We start from the raw sequence: 15,638 nt of genomic DNA on the forward strand, positions 1-15,638 counted from the left end.
GGGGTGGGAAGATGGGGGGGATTAATCCTGAGCCGATCGCCAGAATTCCAAAATGGCTGTTGCAGCGCGATCGCATACGCCCGGTTGTCCCAGAGCTTGGCGCATTTGGCTATAACCTTGTAGGGTTTCTTGGCGAATCTGGGGATTTAATAACAGCTCTAAAGCACTTTCGCTCAAGGCTTCCGGAGTCGCCTGTTCTTGCAAAAATTCCGGCACAATGGGCTTCATCTCCACCAAATTAGCAGGAGAAACATAGGGTAAAGAGAGTTTGACAATATAGCGAGCGATCCAAGCTGTGAGAGCATTTAAGCGATACATGACTACTTGAGGCACATCTAAGAGGGCTAACTCTAAATTCACCGTACCCGATTTACAAATCGCTAAATCTGCACCAGCTAAAACTTCCTGTACTTGGTCATCCACAAGGGTTGCATTCAGTTTAAAATCGGCGATCGCCCTTTCAATCGGTTCTCGAAACTCCGCTAGAGACAAGGGAATCCAAAATTTGACCTCTGGTAACTTCTGCTGAATCTGTTGTGCTGCTGCAAACATCACCGGCATTAAATACTTCAACTCTTGACGACGGGAAGCAGGCATTAAGGCGATCGCCTTTTGATCCTCTGGAATACCCAACTTAACACGAGCCTGAGAGCGGGATGGAAACCCTTGCATCCTGTCAATCAAGGGATGTCCCACCCAATTCACATTCACCTGATGCTCCCCAAAATATCGCGCCTCTTCTGGGAAAATCGCCAGCAATAAATCCGTAATTTCAGCAACCTTTTGAGTATCCCGTTGATTCTGAGACCAAACCCAGAGCTGAGGAGCAATATAATACACAATCGGCACTTGAGGTAAATGGCGGCGCAAATACCCCCCAATACTCAAATTCGGCCCCATATAATCAATCAAAATAATCAAATCTGGCGGATTTTGCCGCAAATAGCGCTTCACTTGCTCCTGAATTTTCAGCGTAGGCAAAACAAAGGGTAGAGCCTCAAAAAGTCCTACAGAACCAATTCCTGTAGTTTGACCGAGCAAGGTTGCCCCCGCATCAGCCATGCGCTGCCCCCCCAAAGCCAAAATTTCCAGATCTAAACCCTGTTGACGACCCTGACGGTACAAGGCTTCCACCAAAAGAGCGCCTTGCAAATCGCCTGAAACTTCACCGGTACTGATAAAAATGGTAGCCATGGGTAACCGGCTGTAAACTGCTTGTCAAAGCGATAGTATAGAACAAAAGCACTCCATCTGGTCAAATGGTTAACCTCACTCAAAAGCAATACAACATCTCTCGAACCCCTAAAAGAGAAGACCTACCCACCATGTACGACTTACCCAGTGAAGAAGTAGGAGAACCGGGCTTGCCAGACCAATATCATCCCATACAGGCTCAATTGTTAGAGCAAACCTTTCAACCGGCTACCTATTCCCCAGAGCAGGTCTTTTCAGCCATGGATTTGAATCTCTACTACGATGTAGAGAAGACCAATAGATACAAACGTCCAGACTGGTTTGCAGTAGTAGGAGTATCTCGCTTATATGAACAGAGAGACTTACGGATGAGTTATGTCGTTTGGCAAGAAGAAGTGAATCCCTTTATGGTGGTAGAACTCTTGTCACCGAGTACCCAACGAGAAGACTTAGGAGAAATAACTCGTAAAGAGAATGAACCGCCGACCAAATGGCAAGTGTACGAGCAAATTCTACGAGTGCCCTATTATATTGTTTATGAACGAGAACAGGAGAATTTTAGAGCGTTTCAATTAGAAGAAAAGGGCTATCGAGAACTAGAGATAAGCAATAATCAGTTATGGTTAGAAGAGTTAGGATTAGGGTTGAGATTGTGGCAAGGAAGCCATAAAGGAATCGAGCGACGATGGTTGCGGTTTTATGATGCGGCTGGGAATTTAATTCCGACGGAGGCCGAAGAAACTGAGCGGCAACGGCAGGAGAAAGAACGAGAACGGCAGGAGAAAGAGCAAGCGCAGACTGCATTGCAAGAATTGAGAGATCGGTTGATTGCTATGGGTTTCGATCCTGACAATCTACCCAATGATCCTTAATTTTTTAACAATTACAGCAGTTTCCTCTGCTATATGGGACAAGTGACTGTTTTTAATCCTAGCTAGAACAGCTAAACAGCTCTCTACTGAGTCTATTCTTTGCTCCCATATCTCCCCATACAGCAGTTTTCGCTGTTATATGGGACATCTTGATCCCCCTAAATCCCCCTTAAAAAGGGGGACTTTCCTATTCCCCCCTTTTTAAGGGGGGCAAGGGGGGATCTTTTCCTACTGTCCACCGATACAGCGCAAAGCGCTGTAATATCAAGTCCGATTGTTCATGTCCGCGAAGCGGAAATACCATGATTAAAAATTTAGGGAGCGAGACGCTCCCACTCCAGCAATATCAAGGGATTATAGGAGTGCGGGCATCTGGCCCCCTTCTTCACCCTTTATCCGGACTTGATATAACGGCGCAAAGCACTGTATACCCTGGGCGATGTTATGGAGTACCGTCTCATTTTCATGGGCCCATGTACCACCACGGATGACCTATTCCTTGTTCCCTGGAATGGGGCCTCGGCGGCCTGGGTCGGTTATAGATTGATGCAGGAATTGTTGTAGGTGGCGTAAGGGTTCGGTTTCCGGTAGGGTGCTTAACTCTTCTAGGGCTTGCTTGAAGGTCATCTCAGAGCGATAGAGCATTCGATAGGCTTGCTTGAGAGTGCTGAAGTCTTCTTCAGTTAATCCAGAACGTTTTAAGCCTATGGCATTGATCGATCGCACCCTAGCTGGATTTCCCTCCACTGTCATATAGGGAGGCACATCGCGATCGATCCGGCTCATGCCGCCTACCATCGCCATTTTGCCAATATGGACAAACTGGTGAACCCCCAACAGACCGCTAATTCTGGCCTTCGATTCCACCACCACATGGCCGGCAAAACCCGTATAATTGGCCACGACTACCTCATTTTCGATGATGCAGTTGTGGGCTACATGCACATAACCCATCAATAAATTGCGATCGCCGATAATCGTCGCTTCATCCGGCCCCGTAGCCCGATTAATCGTCACATATTCCCGAATACAATTATCATTACCCATTCTGACCCAAGTTTGGGCCCCATCATACTTGAGATCTTGGGGAGCCAAGCCAATAGCCACTCCCGTAAAAATTTCATTTCTTTCTCCGATCTCCGTCCATCCCTCTAGCACCACATGGGGGCCGATCGTTGTATTTGCCCCAATAGTCACATTTTCTCCAATTACGGCATAGGGGCCAACGCTCACCGTCGGATGAACCTTAGCGCCACTTTTGATCACTGCCGTTGGATGAATTAGGGTGGTCATATCTCCCCCATTCTGTTTAATCTTGTCTCTAAAAACCAATACTTAATTTACGCTTGACTGAGAATAGAAAATTTGAGTTCTCCTTCTACAGCCAATTCACCATTGACTTCTACTTTGCCTTGCATGACCACAAATCCTACTTTTAGACGAGTTTTGGTAATTTCTGCGGTAATGATTAACTGGTCTCCGGGAACGACAGGACGGCGAAACTTGACCCTATCGATACCGGCAAAGGCAAATAATCCGGCTGGAAAATCTGGCATTTGCACCACAACAATCCCCCCGACTTGGGCCATGGCTTCAACCATTAATACCCCTGGCATAATGGCACGGCCGGGAAAATGTCCTTGAAATTGGGGTTCATTAAAAGTGATATTTTTTACTCCCACTGCCCATTTACCTGGTTCATAGGCGATAATCCGGTCTACTAGAGCAAAGGGATAGCGATGAGGAAGCAGTTTATGAATCTCTTCTACACTAAAAACGATGTTTGTCGGATCGAGAACCGAGGTTTCTGGGTTGGTTTGGGTTTCTGTGGACATGGGTTAGACGCTAAAAAACAGAAATTAAATCAGTTGGGCAATTTTCTTCGCCAGTTGCACATGAAGGTGATGGCTGGCCTTAAATGCCAGATAGTGAGCTACAGGGGGAACTCCCACTAAACTCAGGTCTCCCACCAGGTCTAAGAGTTTATGACGGGCGGGTTCATTGGCAAATCGTAAGGGGGGATTGAGCCAACCTTCAGGGCCGCAAACGAGAGCATTATCCAGACTACCACCTTTAATTAACCCCTGCGCCCGTAAGTGTTCAATTTGGTGGGCGAGGCCAAAGGTGCGAGCGGGGGCGATGGTGGTGCTGAAGGGTTCGCGATCGGGTTGCCAAGTGTGCCATTGTTGACCGATCGCCGCTAAGTCGAATTCGATGCCATAGGTAAAGCGCAGTTGGGGCGCAGGAATGGCGGCAACAAAGGCATCTTTATCGGTAATCCAAATGGGTTCGGTTAGGTTTTTTTCTGATACTGGAAACTGTCTCCCATCGGGTTGATGGTCGAGAATGCCTTCAACCCAGGGGGCGGATGAACCATCGAGTAGGGGAATTTCGGGGCCGTCGATCTCGATTCGGGCATCGGTGATGCCGAGGGAAATTAGGGAGGCGAGTAGGTGTTCTACGGTACGCACGCTGGCTTGTCCAACGGCTAGTTCCGTCGAGAGGATGGTGGATTTTACGGCTGCGATCTGGGCGGGAATGGTGGGGCGATTGGGTAGATCGACGCGGACAAAGTAGCGTCCGCTTCCGGGTTGGGCGGGTAGAACTTTGACTTGGGTTTCCAGACCACTATGCAAACCGATACCGGATTGGGTGAAGGGTTGGGTTAGAGTTGCGATCGCCATGATTAAAATTTCTCTCCAATGCCAAAGTGTACTCGACTACTGCCATCGGTGGTAAATCCGTAATCTACACGGATGGGCCCCAGGGGGGTATTGATGCGTACCCCAATCCCTGCGGCTGCTCCTGAGCCGGGCAATCCCCTGCGTCCGGAGGGGTCTCCAATCACGGCACTACCCGATCCGAGGTTGCTGGCGGCATCTACAAATAATACACCTCCAAAGAGTCGGGCGACGGGGAAGCGATATTCTACAGTTCCTTCGAGGAAGTAGCGACCACTGCCGAGATCTCCTTCTGCAAAGCCTCTAACCGACTCTAGACCGCCGAGAATGAAGGCTTCATAGGGGGGGAGGTCTCCGAAGGTTGCACCGCCTTCAATTTGAAAGGCTAGGGCTTGGGGGCCTTCATGGAAGTCGGTGAATTTAACGGGGACATAGAAGGTATGGCTGCCCCGTAAACGACTCATGACGACGCTGGTGACGGGAATGGACTGCTCGATACTGAATCGGGTGAGGGAGCCACCGGTGGGTTGGGCTGGGTTGTTACGGCTATCTTTGACCATGCCAAACTGGAGCATGAGCAGGTCATCTACGCCGGTATTATGGAAGGCTAGACGTTGCCCTTCATCGTCTCTAGCGGTGAGGTCATTATCGGCATCGCGGATCGAAACATGCTGGTATTGTAAGCCTAGGGAGCCTATCCAATCGGGTTTTAAGGGGTCTTCGCCCAAGGGACGGGAAAAGCGAATACCTGCACCGGTACGCAGCACGCGGGGGCGATCGCCATTTTCTAAGCGGATCGGGTTTTCATCACCGTCATAAACCAGGGAGATCGATCGCCGTCTAAATCCATTCATGGTATAAGCTGTACGGTTGGGATCTCCGCTAATCCACGGGTCGCTAAAACTAACATCGAATAGGAAGTCACGGGTTCCAAGCTGCACTTCTGTCGCCAGGGTCTGGTTTCTACCCCGAAAGTTCGTTTCTTGATAACTTAAGGAGCCAAACAGACCACTGGCAGAACTGATACCGCCTCCTGCGGCGATCGATCCCGTATTTTGTTCCTGTACATTCAGCACCACCACCACTTTCGTGGGGTCAGTTCCCGGATTCAACGTCACATTCACATCCTGGAAAACACCCAAGCCATACACACGCTGCAAATCAGCTTGAATCGTATCCCGATTAAAAATATCTCCCGGTTGTAAACTCAATTGGCGAGTAACAATATACTCCCGCGTTCTCCCCCTAACTGGCTCTCCATCTTCTTCCGTATCCTGCCCATCTCGATTCAGATAAACAATCTCAATTCCTTCAATCACCCCTTCGGGAATCACTAGGGTAACCGTCCCATCATCCCCCACTTCTGGTGCATCCACTACCTGAGCCAAAATATACCCATTCTCTTGATACCAGGTGTTCAAATCTTGAATGCTCACTTGCAAACGACGCAGATTTAGGGTTTTTCCATATTGATCTCCAAAAATTTGATCGATTGCTTCCTGGGGAACCACGGAAGGAATATCTGTTCCTGGATTAGCATTAATTGTAACTTGCCTTAAAACTGGATTAGGCTCTACCTCAAATGTTACCCTTACACCTAATGGGGTATCCTCTGGAGTAGCTCGCACATTGGCAAAGAATCCCGTAGCAAAAATAGAATCAATATCTTCTTGCAGTCGAGAACGGGTAGTAGTACGTCCAGCTTGGGTACTAATCACCTCAAATACTCGATTTCTTAAGTCTCCCTCTACTCCACGCACAACCACTTCTGCTACTAATACTCTCGGTTCTGTGGGTGATGCGTCATTATTTTGGCTCACTTGAGTCGTGAGGGATGCAATTAAGGCATTTTCCTGTAACGGTTGCGGTTGAGGAAGTGCGGTAAAGGCTAAGGTTTTTTGCTCCGTTAATCCACTTTCCTTAACTTGAGAAAAAGGCGTAAATGCTAGTTGTTGAGATTTTTCCTGTAACGGTTGCGGTTGAGGAAGTGCGGTAAAGGCTAAGGTTTGTTGCTCCGTTAATCCACTTTCCTTAACTTGAGAAAAAGGCGTAAATGCCAGTTGTTGAGATTTTTCCGCCAATGGTTGCGGTTGAGGAAGTGCGGTAAAGGCTAAGGTTTGTTGCTCCGTTAATCCACTTTCCTTAACTTGAGAAAAAGGAGTAAATGCCAGTTGTTGAGATTTTTCCGCCAATGGTTGCGGTTGAGGAAGTGCGGTAAAGGCTAAGGTTTTTTGCTCCGTTAGCGCACTTTCCTTAACTTGAGAAAAAGGCGTAAATGCCAGTTGTTGAGATTTTTCCGCTAACTGTTGCGGTTGAGGAAGTGCGGTAAAGGCTAAGGTTTGTTGCTCCGTTAATCCACTTTCCTTAACTTGAGAAAAAGGCGTAAATGCCAGTTGTTGAGATTTTTCCTCTAGCGGTTGCGGTTGAGGAAGTGCGGTAAAGGCTAAGGTTTGTTGCTCCGTTAATCCACTTTCTTTTACTTCCGAAAAAGGCGTAAATGCCAGTTTTTCTCCTAAAGATTTAGAAGAAGAAACTCCTAGGGATTGATGAAGAATGGGGATAGATTCTTTCTCTGACTCTGGTATAATCGGCACAGATTGCCCATGAATATCCTCATCAGTCGTGTAAGGAGAAGGGTCTACTGTTTCCGCAGTAGGGTTTAAAACTTGACCTTGGACAGACTCGACAAAACTGAGAGTTGCCGAAGTGGTTAATAAGGTCAACCAGACAGGAGACAAGCGCATTGTTTTCACGTTCCGTAAACTTCCACACACCACATTGAACAGTTGGCTTGGCTGTTGAGTCGGGTATTCGGATTAGGGCAATCCTACGACTCCAGCCAAAACACCTCAATCAACCCCTTAACTTAACACTTCTGAAGAGGTATTTTCATTTGGTCTTGCCTAAAACTCTTTCTAGCACTTGCTCATAGGCAGATTCAACATCGCCTAAATCCTGACGAAAGCGGTCTTTATCTAGGATACGCGCTTGGGGGTCAGTTTCGTCCTGTTTCCATAAACGACAGGTGTCTGGGCTAATTTCGTCAGCGAGGAGGATATGGCCGTGACGATCGCGCCCGAATTCTAGCTTAAAATCAACCAGGATGATGCCACACTCCTGGAAAAAGGCGCTCAGATGATGATTGATGTCCAGGGACATTTGGCGAATCTGGTCGAGTTCTTCTGGTGTAGCGAGGTTGAGGAGCAGGAGGCGATCGCGAGTTAGCAGAGGATCGCCCAAACTATCATTTTTATAGCAATATTCTACCAGAGGCGGATCGATTTCCGTACCCAGAGCTAAACCCGTTTGTTTGCAGAGACTACCGGCAGCACGGTTACGCACGATGACCTCAATGGGCACAATCGTTACCGCCTTCACCCGCATTTTCCGATCCGAAAGGCAGTCAATATAGTGGGTGGGAATGCCCTGAGCTTCGAGCATTTGGAATAAATGACTGGAGATCGCACAATTAATCTGTCCCTTACCAGTAATGGTTCCCCGTTTTTGGGCATTAAACGCCGTAGCATCATCCTTGAAATAGGAGAGTAGCACATCGGGATCTTCGGTTTGGTAAACGATTTTGGCTTTCCCTTCGTACAGTTGTGTCTGTTGTGTCATAAAGCGTTGAGAATTCAAAACCCATTAGCCTTAACGATACCTCTTTTTGGGGCAGTCATTATCATGAGTCATTAGCGAATCGGCTAAGGTGACAATTTGTGAATTTTGGTAAACCACACGCTACAATCCCAATAGCACCATACAGCCTAATTCTTTTTGAACTATGTTCGATCAATTTGCGCCTATTTTTCAAGAACTGACCCAACAACCCGTAGCCTTTTTCGGGGGATTCTGTTCTGGGGTGTTACGGCTCAATTTATCAGAAGATCCGATTAAGACCTGGCTGGATCAACAAATTAGCACCCCAGAAACCGATACTCCTTCGTCTTCTGGCCCGCAGTCGATTGAAATTGATTAAGTTTATGGGGGAAGGGCTATTATTGCCTCTCCCCCCTATGGGTTAGGGATAAAAGGCTAATTGGGGTAAACCCAAGGTTTCGTCCCAACCCTTGATCAGATTCAGACATTGAATGGCTTGGCCCGCTTGTCCCTTAATGAGGTTATCAATGGCTGACATCACAATTACCCGATTGGTACGCGCATCCACTTCTAAACCCAGATAGCAGAGATTCGTCCCACAGGCCCACTTGGTTTGCGGATAGATGCCATTGGGTAATACCCGCACCCAAGGGGAATTTTGATAGAAGACGCTATAGATGGTGCGTAAATCTTCCCGGACTAAACCGGGGTCGCGCAGGGTCGCATAAACCGTGGCTAAGATCCCACGTACCATGGGAATCAGATGGGGAGTAAATTGCACCTTAACTTCATGGCTGGCTAAATCGCTACAGACTTGTTCGAGTTCGGGGGTATGTCGGTGACGGGTTACGCCATAGGCTGAGAAGGAGCTATCGGCTTCTGCTAAGAGGAGGTTAATTTTACCTTGTCTTCCGCCTCCAGATGTGCCGGACTTGGCATCGACAATGAGGGTATCGGGTTCGATTAATCCTTGTTTGAGTAAGGGGGCGATCGCCAGTAAACTGCTCGTAGTGTAACATCCCGGACAAGCAATGAGATTAGTATGGGGAATGCGATCGCGATAAATTTCCGGTAATCCATACACTGCCTTCGAGAGTACCTCATAATCCGCCCGGTCTTCGCTGCCATACCAAGCCTTATAGACCTCCATATCGGTTAACCGATAATCGGCCGACAAATCCAGAACCAAACAGCCTCTTTCGAGTAATTGGGGAGCCATCTTGCACGCTAACCCATTGGGCAGCCCTAAAAATACGACCTCACAGCGAGAGGCAATCTTATCAATATCAATAGATTCAACCGTAAGATTCACCTGATGGGCCAAATGGGGGTAAATATCCCCATAGGATTTGCCCGCGCTACTGTCGCCTCCTAAATAAACTAAATCGACTTTGGGATGTTCGCATAACATCCGCACCAGTTGCACGCCTCCATAGCCAGAAGCGCCCACTATACCAACGGTAACTTGCCCATTGTCTCCCATGATTTGACCCTTAGTGAAATGTAGAGTGTACGTGATTCGAGTTTAGATCCGAATTCAGGGTTCTAGGTAAGGGAACCCTGAAGGATTAAAGGTTGGCTGCATTGTAGTCCCAAAACTGACATTCAATTAAAAATTAAAAATTAAAAATTAAAAATTATTTTTTATACATAGTCCTCCCTCATCCCCCAGCCCCTTCTCCCGCAGGAGAAGGGGAGAAGAAGTCCCTTTCCCACGCTAACGTTGACCATCTTACCTAGAACACCTTTTCCTCAGTTCAGGGCAATTTTTGTAAAGGAACCACTTTGGGGTTAAGAATTTTGCGCCCTAAACCCGTAAATTGAATGGCTACTGATTGCTGTTCTCCCTTGCCGAATACATGGGTAATTTGTCCTACTCCAAAGCTACGGTGCAGGACGCGATCGCCCACTTGCCAACCCTGATTTTTTTTTGCACTATTTTTGGTCTTACTTGCACTCTTAGATTCATTTTTCTTCACCGGCTTGCTGACGGTTTTTGCTGCGGGTTTTTCAGGGGAATCCGATCGAGGGGAACTAACTCTAGAAGCATAAGCATTACTCCCCTTTAATAACTCGCGGGGTAATTCGCCCAAAAATTGCGAAGGAGTTGCCGGTTCTCGGTTACCCCACAACCGTCTTTCTTGGGCATGGGTTAAAAATAATTGTTCCTGGGCGCGGGTAATACCCACATAACATAAGCGCCGTTCTTCTTCTAGAGCTGCGGGGTCATCTATGCTGCGAAAATTGGGAAATAAACCCTCTTCTAAACCGACTAAAAAGACAATGGGAAATTCTAGACCTTTGGCAGCATGAAGGGTCATTAAAGTAACCGCATTTTCTCCTTCTTCCAGATTATCTAACTCAGATTGCAAGGGGGCATAATTGAGATAGCTGGAGAGATGGGTATCGCCGGTTTCTTCCTCATATTGGGTAATGGCGCTAAAGAGTTCTTGTAGGTTTTGTAAGCGATTTTCCGATTCATCGGTTCCCTGGTATTTGAGATCTTTGAGATATTCAGAGTCCGTTAAAATCCCTTGAGCAATCGTCGAAGCTGTTTCAGTTTCTACACGAGATTGCCAACGGGAAATCAGGCTATAAAAGCTCATCACTGCTTTGGTTGAGCGCCCGGCTAAGGTTCTCACAGAGGTTTCATCACTGATGATTTCCCATAGGGGAATACCGAGTTCTGCCGATGCACCTAAGAGTCGATCTAAGGTGGATTTGCCAATCCCGCGACGGGGGATATTAATCACTCGTAATAAGCTGACGGTATCGGCTGGGTTGATCAATAAGCGTAGATAGCAAATGGCATCCTTGATTTCTTTGCGATCGTAAAACTTTAAGCCTCCCACCATCCGATATTTAATATTTTGCCTCACCAACACATCCTCAAAGGCACGGGACTGGGCATTAGTGCGATACAAAATGGCAAAACTGCCCCAATTAACCTCCGGATTCTTTTGTTCGAGTTGACGAATCTGACGAATGACAAATTCTGCCTCCTCTACTTCATTATCGGCTTGGTAGCAGGTAATGGGAACTCCTGAATCACGAGTGGGACGTAACACCTTATCAATCCGCTCCTTATTGTTTTGAATCAAGTGATTCGCTGCTTTTAGGATATTTTCTCGCGAGCGATAATTTTCTTCTAGTTTAATCATAGTTTGGCTGTTGCGATCCGGCAAACCATCACCAAAATCTTTTTGAAAATCCATCAAAATGGTAAAATCAGCCATGCGGAAACTATAAATGGATTGATCGGCATCTCCGACGACAAAAATCGAGCGATTTTGCCAATCTTTATTGTTATTGCTCTGAACTCCACCGGTAGATAACAAGCGAATGAGATCGTATTGGGTGCGATTGGTATCCTGATACTCATCAACTAAAATGTGATGAAACCGGTTATGCCAGTAGGCTAGAACCTGTTCATTTTGTCGCAATAATCTGACGGGAACTAAGATTAAGTCATCAAAATCGAGGGCGTTATTTTCGGCTAACCGCTTCTGATACATTTCATAGACTTCAGCAATCACCCGTCCGCGATAGTTGGGTTGTTCTCGCTGGAAGTCTTGGGGCGATAATCCCTGATTTTTGGCATTGCTAATGGCGTAACGAACGGATTTATGGTTAAATTTTTTGTCATCTAGATTTAAGTCTTTGGTGACAATTTCTTTGACTAGGCTTTGTACGTCTGATTCATCAAAGATAGAAAACTGTTTATCCCATCGTCTGCCGGTTTCATCTTGGTATTTATCGATGTCGTAGCGTAAAATTCGAGCGCAGGAAGCATGGAATGTACCGACCCATAGGGGTTTAATATACTCTTGATAGATGCGCGATCGCAACCGCATCTGTTCCGCCTCCCCCAAATCCTCCCAATCGCGCCCCGTAGAACTGCGAGCCAACTGCTCGGCAAACAACCGTTCAATGCGCTCTTTCATCTCCCGCGCTGCTTTATTCGTAAAAGTTACCGCCAAAATCTGTTCTGGATGCACCCGATGCCGTAAAATTAAATGGGCAATCCGATAGGTAAGGGCACGAGTTTTGCCCGAACCTGCACCGGCAACCACCAACATCGGGCCGCACACATGCTCAACCGCCTTTCGTTGCGAAGGATTGAGAACACTGAGAAAATCTGAGGTTTGGGTCATGGTCGGGACAAGGCTGAGTCTACGGCAAACGAGAGATGACATTATAACATTACTGGTGATACTTAGGGAAATCCGAAAATAAATAGAGTTTTCATTTTCTATCCCAACGAAGTTAGCGATTAAAGGAGATTTATTACAGAATTGGGCTGTTGAGTTTCAACCCAAAATCTATGTAATTTGGTCTTGAAAATTTCAGGATGGGACTATTTTCAAAATGAATTCCTTGTGCTATCATCTACTTTGGTATTCAAGAATGAACGGATATCTAGACCGTCTCAGATTATCCAGGTCTTTCTCTACTCTTTCACATTCCTACTTTTAAACGGCCCTAATGTTCACCAATATTCGCCTTTTATTGGAAGCTTGCAAGTCTTTAAGCCTGGATTATGAGATGGTTCACCCTAATCGAAATGTAATCCAAGTTAATCTCGACAAGCCTTATCTATTTGTCAATGGATTTACTCCCATGTTAACTGGAGCGATGATGAAAATTGTCAAAGATAAGGATTATACTTATCATCTACTCAAAGATCGGGTGGCGATGCCGAAAACATCTGCCTATGTCGATCCCCAGGTTCCCACTTATAAGAACTATGCTATCTGTAAAAGTATTCCAGAAATTAGAGCAGATATTGAACATCATTTCACCTGGCCTGTAATAGTGAAAAAAAACACAGGATCTTGTGGGATGAATGTGTTTCTCTGTCAGGAACCCAGTCAGATTGAAGCCTCTTTATCCCAAATTTTCAATCGCCATAATAAAGATTATGACTATCTAGCCCTAGCCCAGGAAGCGATCCAGATTGAAAGAGAATATCGGGCTATTTTTCTCCATAAAGCGTTGGTATTGCTGTATGAGAAAAATATTCAAAATGCTACTTTTACAGGCAATTTAAGTCCTCTGCATTGGGAAGGCGCTCAAGCGATTCATATTCAGGATCAAGGTCTGATAAACCAGATGGAAGATTTTATCAAACCTGTTTTTGAGCGATTTCCCATTAGCTATGGAGGATTTGATATTGCGGTAGATAAGTCAGGGAAGTTATGGTTAATCGAAATTAATTCCAATCCGAATTATGGGATCTTTATTCGCGATAATTCAGAGCAGTTAGTGGTTGAGGTGTTTGAGAAGCTTTTAAGGTCTCTGATGGCTGAGTAAGGAGGAGAAGGGGGATGAGTGGTGGAAATTTTCAGAGAATGGATTAATCTGGTAGCAGCTCTGTAGGAATTAAGATTGCTGATGCTAGATTGGCGCAAATTATGGCGAAGTCTCCTGGCTCGTTTATCTCAATGGTGGCACAAGTTATGGCAAAGGTTAGGGGGAAATAAGGTTGCTGATTCTAGCGCTCCTCAAGGGCCTCCCCTAAGCTATACTCACCATGAATTCTTGTTTAATGAGCTTCTGAATGGGGTGAGCGAACAAGGATGGCAAGAGGGAGAAATTCGGGGTTTTCTCAGACAATGGGAAGAGCGTGCAAGTGAGGGGGAATGGTTGGCATGGTTAGAGCGCTTTGGTGAGCGGGTTTTGGGGTCGAGATCGCCGAATTTGGAGTTAGGGCGACGGATGGTAAGGTTGGGGGAGGTCTATCGGGAAGCTTTGGGGCAACTTGCGGGTGAGATTGGTGCGACGCTTTTGGCAAGACCGAGGGAACCGGAAGGGGTGGAAGAAGCGCCAGTGGTGGAGGAAAAACCGGTCATCGCTCCGCCTCCAGTCATGAAGAAAGAGCCTATTGTTAAGCCTCCTGAGCAGAAGAAAGAGCCTCCAAAACGTCCTCAACCGGCTGAAAAACCGACTCAACCGAGTCTAGAGTTGCCGTCTTTGAATAGTTTGTCGGGGGTGTTGCGTTTGTTGCAATTACGACCGCAGATGGCGAAACAGTTGGCGCAACAGATGGGAATTGAGAGGAGCGATCCGGAGGGTGTGTTACAGGAGCTACAGGTTAGGGCGCTGATGCAGTCGAGTGTGAAGCAGGAGCAAGGGGGGAATTTACGGGGGGCGATCGCCTCTGTGGATCGGGCCCTGAGTTTGAATGCTCAGTCGGCGATCGCCTGGGCAATGAAGGGGGATTTATTATTTAAGTTACAGAAGTTTGAACAGGCGATCGCCGCCTACGATCGCGCCATCACGGTTAATCCCCATGATGAGCAAACCTGGTATAACCGGGGAATGGCTCAATTTCAGTTACAGGAGTTTGAGTTAGCTTTGAGTAGTTTTGAGCAGGCGATCAATCTACAACCGAGTTTCTATGCAGCTTGGAAAAATAAGGCAATTTCCTTATTGAATTTAGGACGGGATGGGGAAGCTCTGGAAGTATGCGATCGCGCTTTGGAAATGGAACCGGACGATCCTGTGTTGCACACCTGTCGAGAAAAGGCCCAGAAAAGTTTAGAGAGTGGGGATAAAATGGGTAGTTAATACAGGAAATTAGGAGTAGCCCAAATGACCATCGAATCCGATATTATCGAAAATTTTGGGTTTAAAACCCCGTCCTTCTAGGACGGCTTTATGCTTTTTGTGTTAACATAAGTATGTGGTCAGTTGGTCGATACCCATGATTGTTTACGAGTTTAAAGTCAAAGGGAAGGAGTCGCAATATCAGGCCATAGACGAAGCCATTCGTACTAGCCAATTTATTCAAAATAAGTGTTTGCGCTACTGGATGGACAATAAAGATTCAAAAGTAGATAAGTACACATTGAATAAATATTGTGCAGTATTAGCTGCTGAGTTTCCCTTTGCCGATGAATTAAACTCAATGGCTAGACAATCTGCGGCGGAAAGGGCTTGGAGCGCAATAGCTCGGTTTTACGATAACTGCCAGAAGAAAGTTAAAGGGAAAAAAGGATTTCCGAGGTTTAAGAAGAACTGCCGCTCGGTTGAATATAAGTCATCTGGCTGGAAGCTTTCGGAGAACCGGAAATCAATAACTTTCTCAGATAAGAAAGGGATTGGTAATCTTAAATTAAAGGGAACCTACGACCTTAATTACTATGACACAAAGCAGATTAAACGTATTCGCCTAGTCCGTCGTGCTGACGGGTATTACGCTCAATTCGCAATTGACGTAAATGTCCTGATTGAAACGCAACCGACTGGGCAAGTAGTAGGTATTGACCTGGGATTAAAGTATTTCATTGCC

General features: G+C 46.5%; 13 protein-coding genes. 5 read left to right on the forward strand and 8 right to left on the reverse strand.

Going from position 1 to position 15,638, the window contains the following annotated elements:
- Positions 1–21: 21 nt before the first annotated feature.
- Positions 22–1,194: a lipid-A-disaccharide synthase gene (gene lpxB, locus PMG71_RS22265; RefSeq protein ID WP_283755932.1), complete on the reverse strand. Its 1,173-nt coding sequence runs from the start codon at positions 1,192–1,194 to the stop codon at positions 22–24.
- A gap of 65 nt (positions 1,195–1,259) precedes the next feature.
- Here lpxB and PMG71_RS22270 point away from each other — a divergent pair, with 65 nt between their 5' ends.
- A complete protein-coding gene (locus tag PMG71_RS22270) occupies positions 1,260–2,066 on the forward strand; it encodes a Uma2 family endonuclease (RefSeq protein WP_283755933.1) in 807 nt (268 codons plus the stop codon).
- Positions 2,067–2,558: 492 nt separating this feature from the next.
- Here the strand turns inward: PMG71_RS22270 and lpxA are convergent, their stop codons facing one another.
- From lpxA to purC, 5 genes are all read right to left on the reverse strand, one after another.
- Positions 2,559–3,359 carry an acyl-ACP--UDP-N-acetylglucosamine O-acyltransferase gene (gene lpxA, locus PMG71_RS22275; protein WP_283755934.1) on the reverse strand — a complete coding sequence of 267 codons (801 nt, stop codon included), beginning with the start codon at positions 3,357–3,359 and terminating at the stop codon, positions 2,559–2,561.
- Between the two features lie 47 nt (positions 3,360–3,406).
- Positions 3,407–3,901 carry a 3-hydroxyacyl-ACP dehydratase FabZ gene (gene fabZ, locus PMG71_RS22280; protein WP_283755935.1) on the reverse strand — a complete coding sequence of 165 codons (495 nt, stop codon included), beginning with the start codon at positions 3,899–3,901 and terminating at the stop codon, positions 3,407–3,409.
- 24 nt (positions 3,902–3,925) lie between these two features.
- The gene (lpxC, locus tag PMG71_RS22285; RefSeq protein WP_283755936.1) at positions 3,926–4,750 is read right to left on the reverse strand and encodes a UDP-3-O-acyl-N-acetylglucosamine deacetylase; all 825 of its coding nucleotides are present in this window, start codon (positions 4,748–4,750) and stop codon (positions 3,926–3,928) included.
- Positions 4,751–4,752: 2 nt separating this feature from the next.
- Positions 4,753–7,491 carry a BamA/TamA family outer membrane protein gene (locus tag PMG71_RS22290; protein ID WP_283755937.1) on the reverse strand — a complete coding sequence of 913 codons (2,739 nt, stop codon included), beginning with the start codon at positions 7,489–7,491 and terminating at the stop codon, positions 4,753–4,755.
- A 145-nt stretch (positions 7,492–7,636) separates the two neighbouring features.
- On the reverse strand, positions 7,637–8,365 hold the full coding sequence (gene purC / locus PMG71_RS22295; protein WP_283755938.1) for a phosphoribosylaminoimidazolesuccinocarboxamide synthase: 729 nt from the start codon (positions 8,363–8,365) through the stop codon (positions 7,637–7,639).
- Positions 8,366–8,528: 163 nt separating this feature from the next.
- Here purC and PMG71_RS22300 point away from each other — a divergent pair, with 163 nt between their 5' ends.
- Positions 8,529–8,723 carry a ssl0294 family protein gene (locus PMG71_RS22300; protein ID WP_283755939.1) on the forward strand — a complete coding sequence of 65 codons (195 nt, stop codon included), beginning with the start codon at positions 8,529–8,531 and terminating at the stop codon, positions 8,721–8,723.
- A gap of 42 nt (positions 8,724–8,765) precedes the next feature.
- On the opposite strand, the gene argC is transcribed toward PMG71_RS22300, so the two are convergent.
- Together argC and pcrA are read right to left on the reverse strand one after the other, a co-directional pair.
- Positions 8,766–9,827 (reverse strand): N-acetyl-gamma-glutamyl-phosphate reductase, encoded by a 1,062-nt coding sequence (argC, locus tag PMG71_RS22305; RefSeq protein WP_283755940.1) that lies wholly within the window; start codon positions 9,825–9,827, stop codon positions 8,766–8,768.
- A gap of 274 nt (positions 9,828–10,101) precedes the next feature.
- Positions 10,102–12,498 carry a DNA helicase PcrA gene (gene pcrA, locus PMG71_RS22310; RefSeq protein ID WP_283755941.1) on the reverse strand — a complete coding sequence of 799 codons (2,397 nt, stop codon included), beginning with the start codon at positions 12,496–12,498 and terminating at the stop codon, positions 10,102–10,104.
- A 331-nt stretch (positions 12,499–12,829) separates the two neighbouring features.
- Between pcrA and PMG71_RS22315 the strand changes: the two genes are divergently transcribed.
- From PMG71_RS22315 to PMG71_RS22325, 3 genes are all read left to right on the forward strand, one after another.
- Positions 12,830–13,657, forward strand: a complete 828-nt coding sequence (locus PMG71_RS22315; protein ID WP_283755942.1) for an ATP-grasp domain-containing protein — start codon at positions 12,830–12,832, stop codon at positions 13,655–13,657.
- Between the two features lie 81 nt (positions 13,658–13,738).
- Positions 13,739–14,914, forward strand: a complete 1,176-nt coding sequence (locus tag PMG71_RS22320; protein WP_283755943.1) for a tetratricopeptide repeat protein — start codon at positions 13,739–13,741, stop codon at positions 14,912–14,914.
- Between the two features lie 136 nt (positions 14,915–15,050).
- The coding region (locus PMG71_RS22325; protein ID WP_283755944.1) for an RNA-guided endonuclease InsQ/TnpB family protein at positions 15,051–15,638 on the forward strand (588 nt) is incomplete at its 3' end.

Origin of the sequence: Roseofilum acuticapitatum BLCC-M154, assembly GCF_030068475.1 — a bacterium.
Classification (GTDB): Bacteria; Cyanobacteriota; Cyanobacteriia; order Cyanobacteriales; family Desertifilaceae; genus Roseofilum; species Roseofilum acuticapitatum.

Coding starts and splice junctions, on each gene's coding strand:
- lpxB (WP_283755932.1), bottom strand. CDS start 1,194: ATGGCTACCATTTTTATCAGTACCGGTGAAGTTTCAGGCGATTTGCAA.
- PMG71_RS22270 (WP_283755933.1), top strand. CDS start 1,260: ATGGTTAACCTCACTCAAAAGCAATACAACATCTCTCGAACCCCTAAA.
- lpxA (WP_283755934.1), bottom strand. CDS start 3,359: ATGACCACCCTAATTCATCCAACGGCAGTGATCAAAAGTGGCGCTAAG.
- fabZ (WP_283755935.1), bottom strand. CDS start 3,901: ATGTCCACAGAAACCCAAACCAACCCAGAAACCTCGGTTCTCGATCCG.
- lpxC (WP_283755936.1), bottom strand. CDS start 4,750: ATGGCGATCGCAACTCTAACCCAACCCTTCACCCAATCCGGTATCGGT.
- PMG71_RS22290 (WP_283755937.1), bottom strand. CDS start 7,491: ATGCGCTTGTCTCCTGTCTGGTTGACCTTATTAACCACTTCGGCAACT.
- purC (WP_283755938.1), bottom strand. CDS start 8,365: ATGACACAACAGACACAACTGTACGAAGGGAAAGCCAAAATCGTTTAC.
- PMG71_RS22300 (WP_283755939.1), top strand. CDS start 8,529: ATGTTCGATCAATTTGCGCCTATTTTTCAAGAACTGACCCAACAACCC.
- argC (WP_283755940.1), bottom strand. CDS start 9,827: ATGGGAGACAATGGGCAAGTTACCGTTGGTATAGTGGGCGCTTCTGGC.
- pcrA (WP_283755941.1), bottom strand. CDS start 12,498: ATGACCCAAACCTCAGATTTTCTCAGTGTTCTCAATCCTTCGCAACGA.
- PMG71_RS22315 (WP_283755942.1), top strand. CDS start 12,830: ATGTTCACCAATATTCGCCTTTTATTGGAAGCTTGCAAGTCTTTAAGC.
- PMG71_RS22320 (WP_283755943.1), top strand. CDS start 13,739: ATGCTAGATTGGCGCAAATTATGGCGAAGTCTCCTGGCTCGTTTATCT.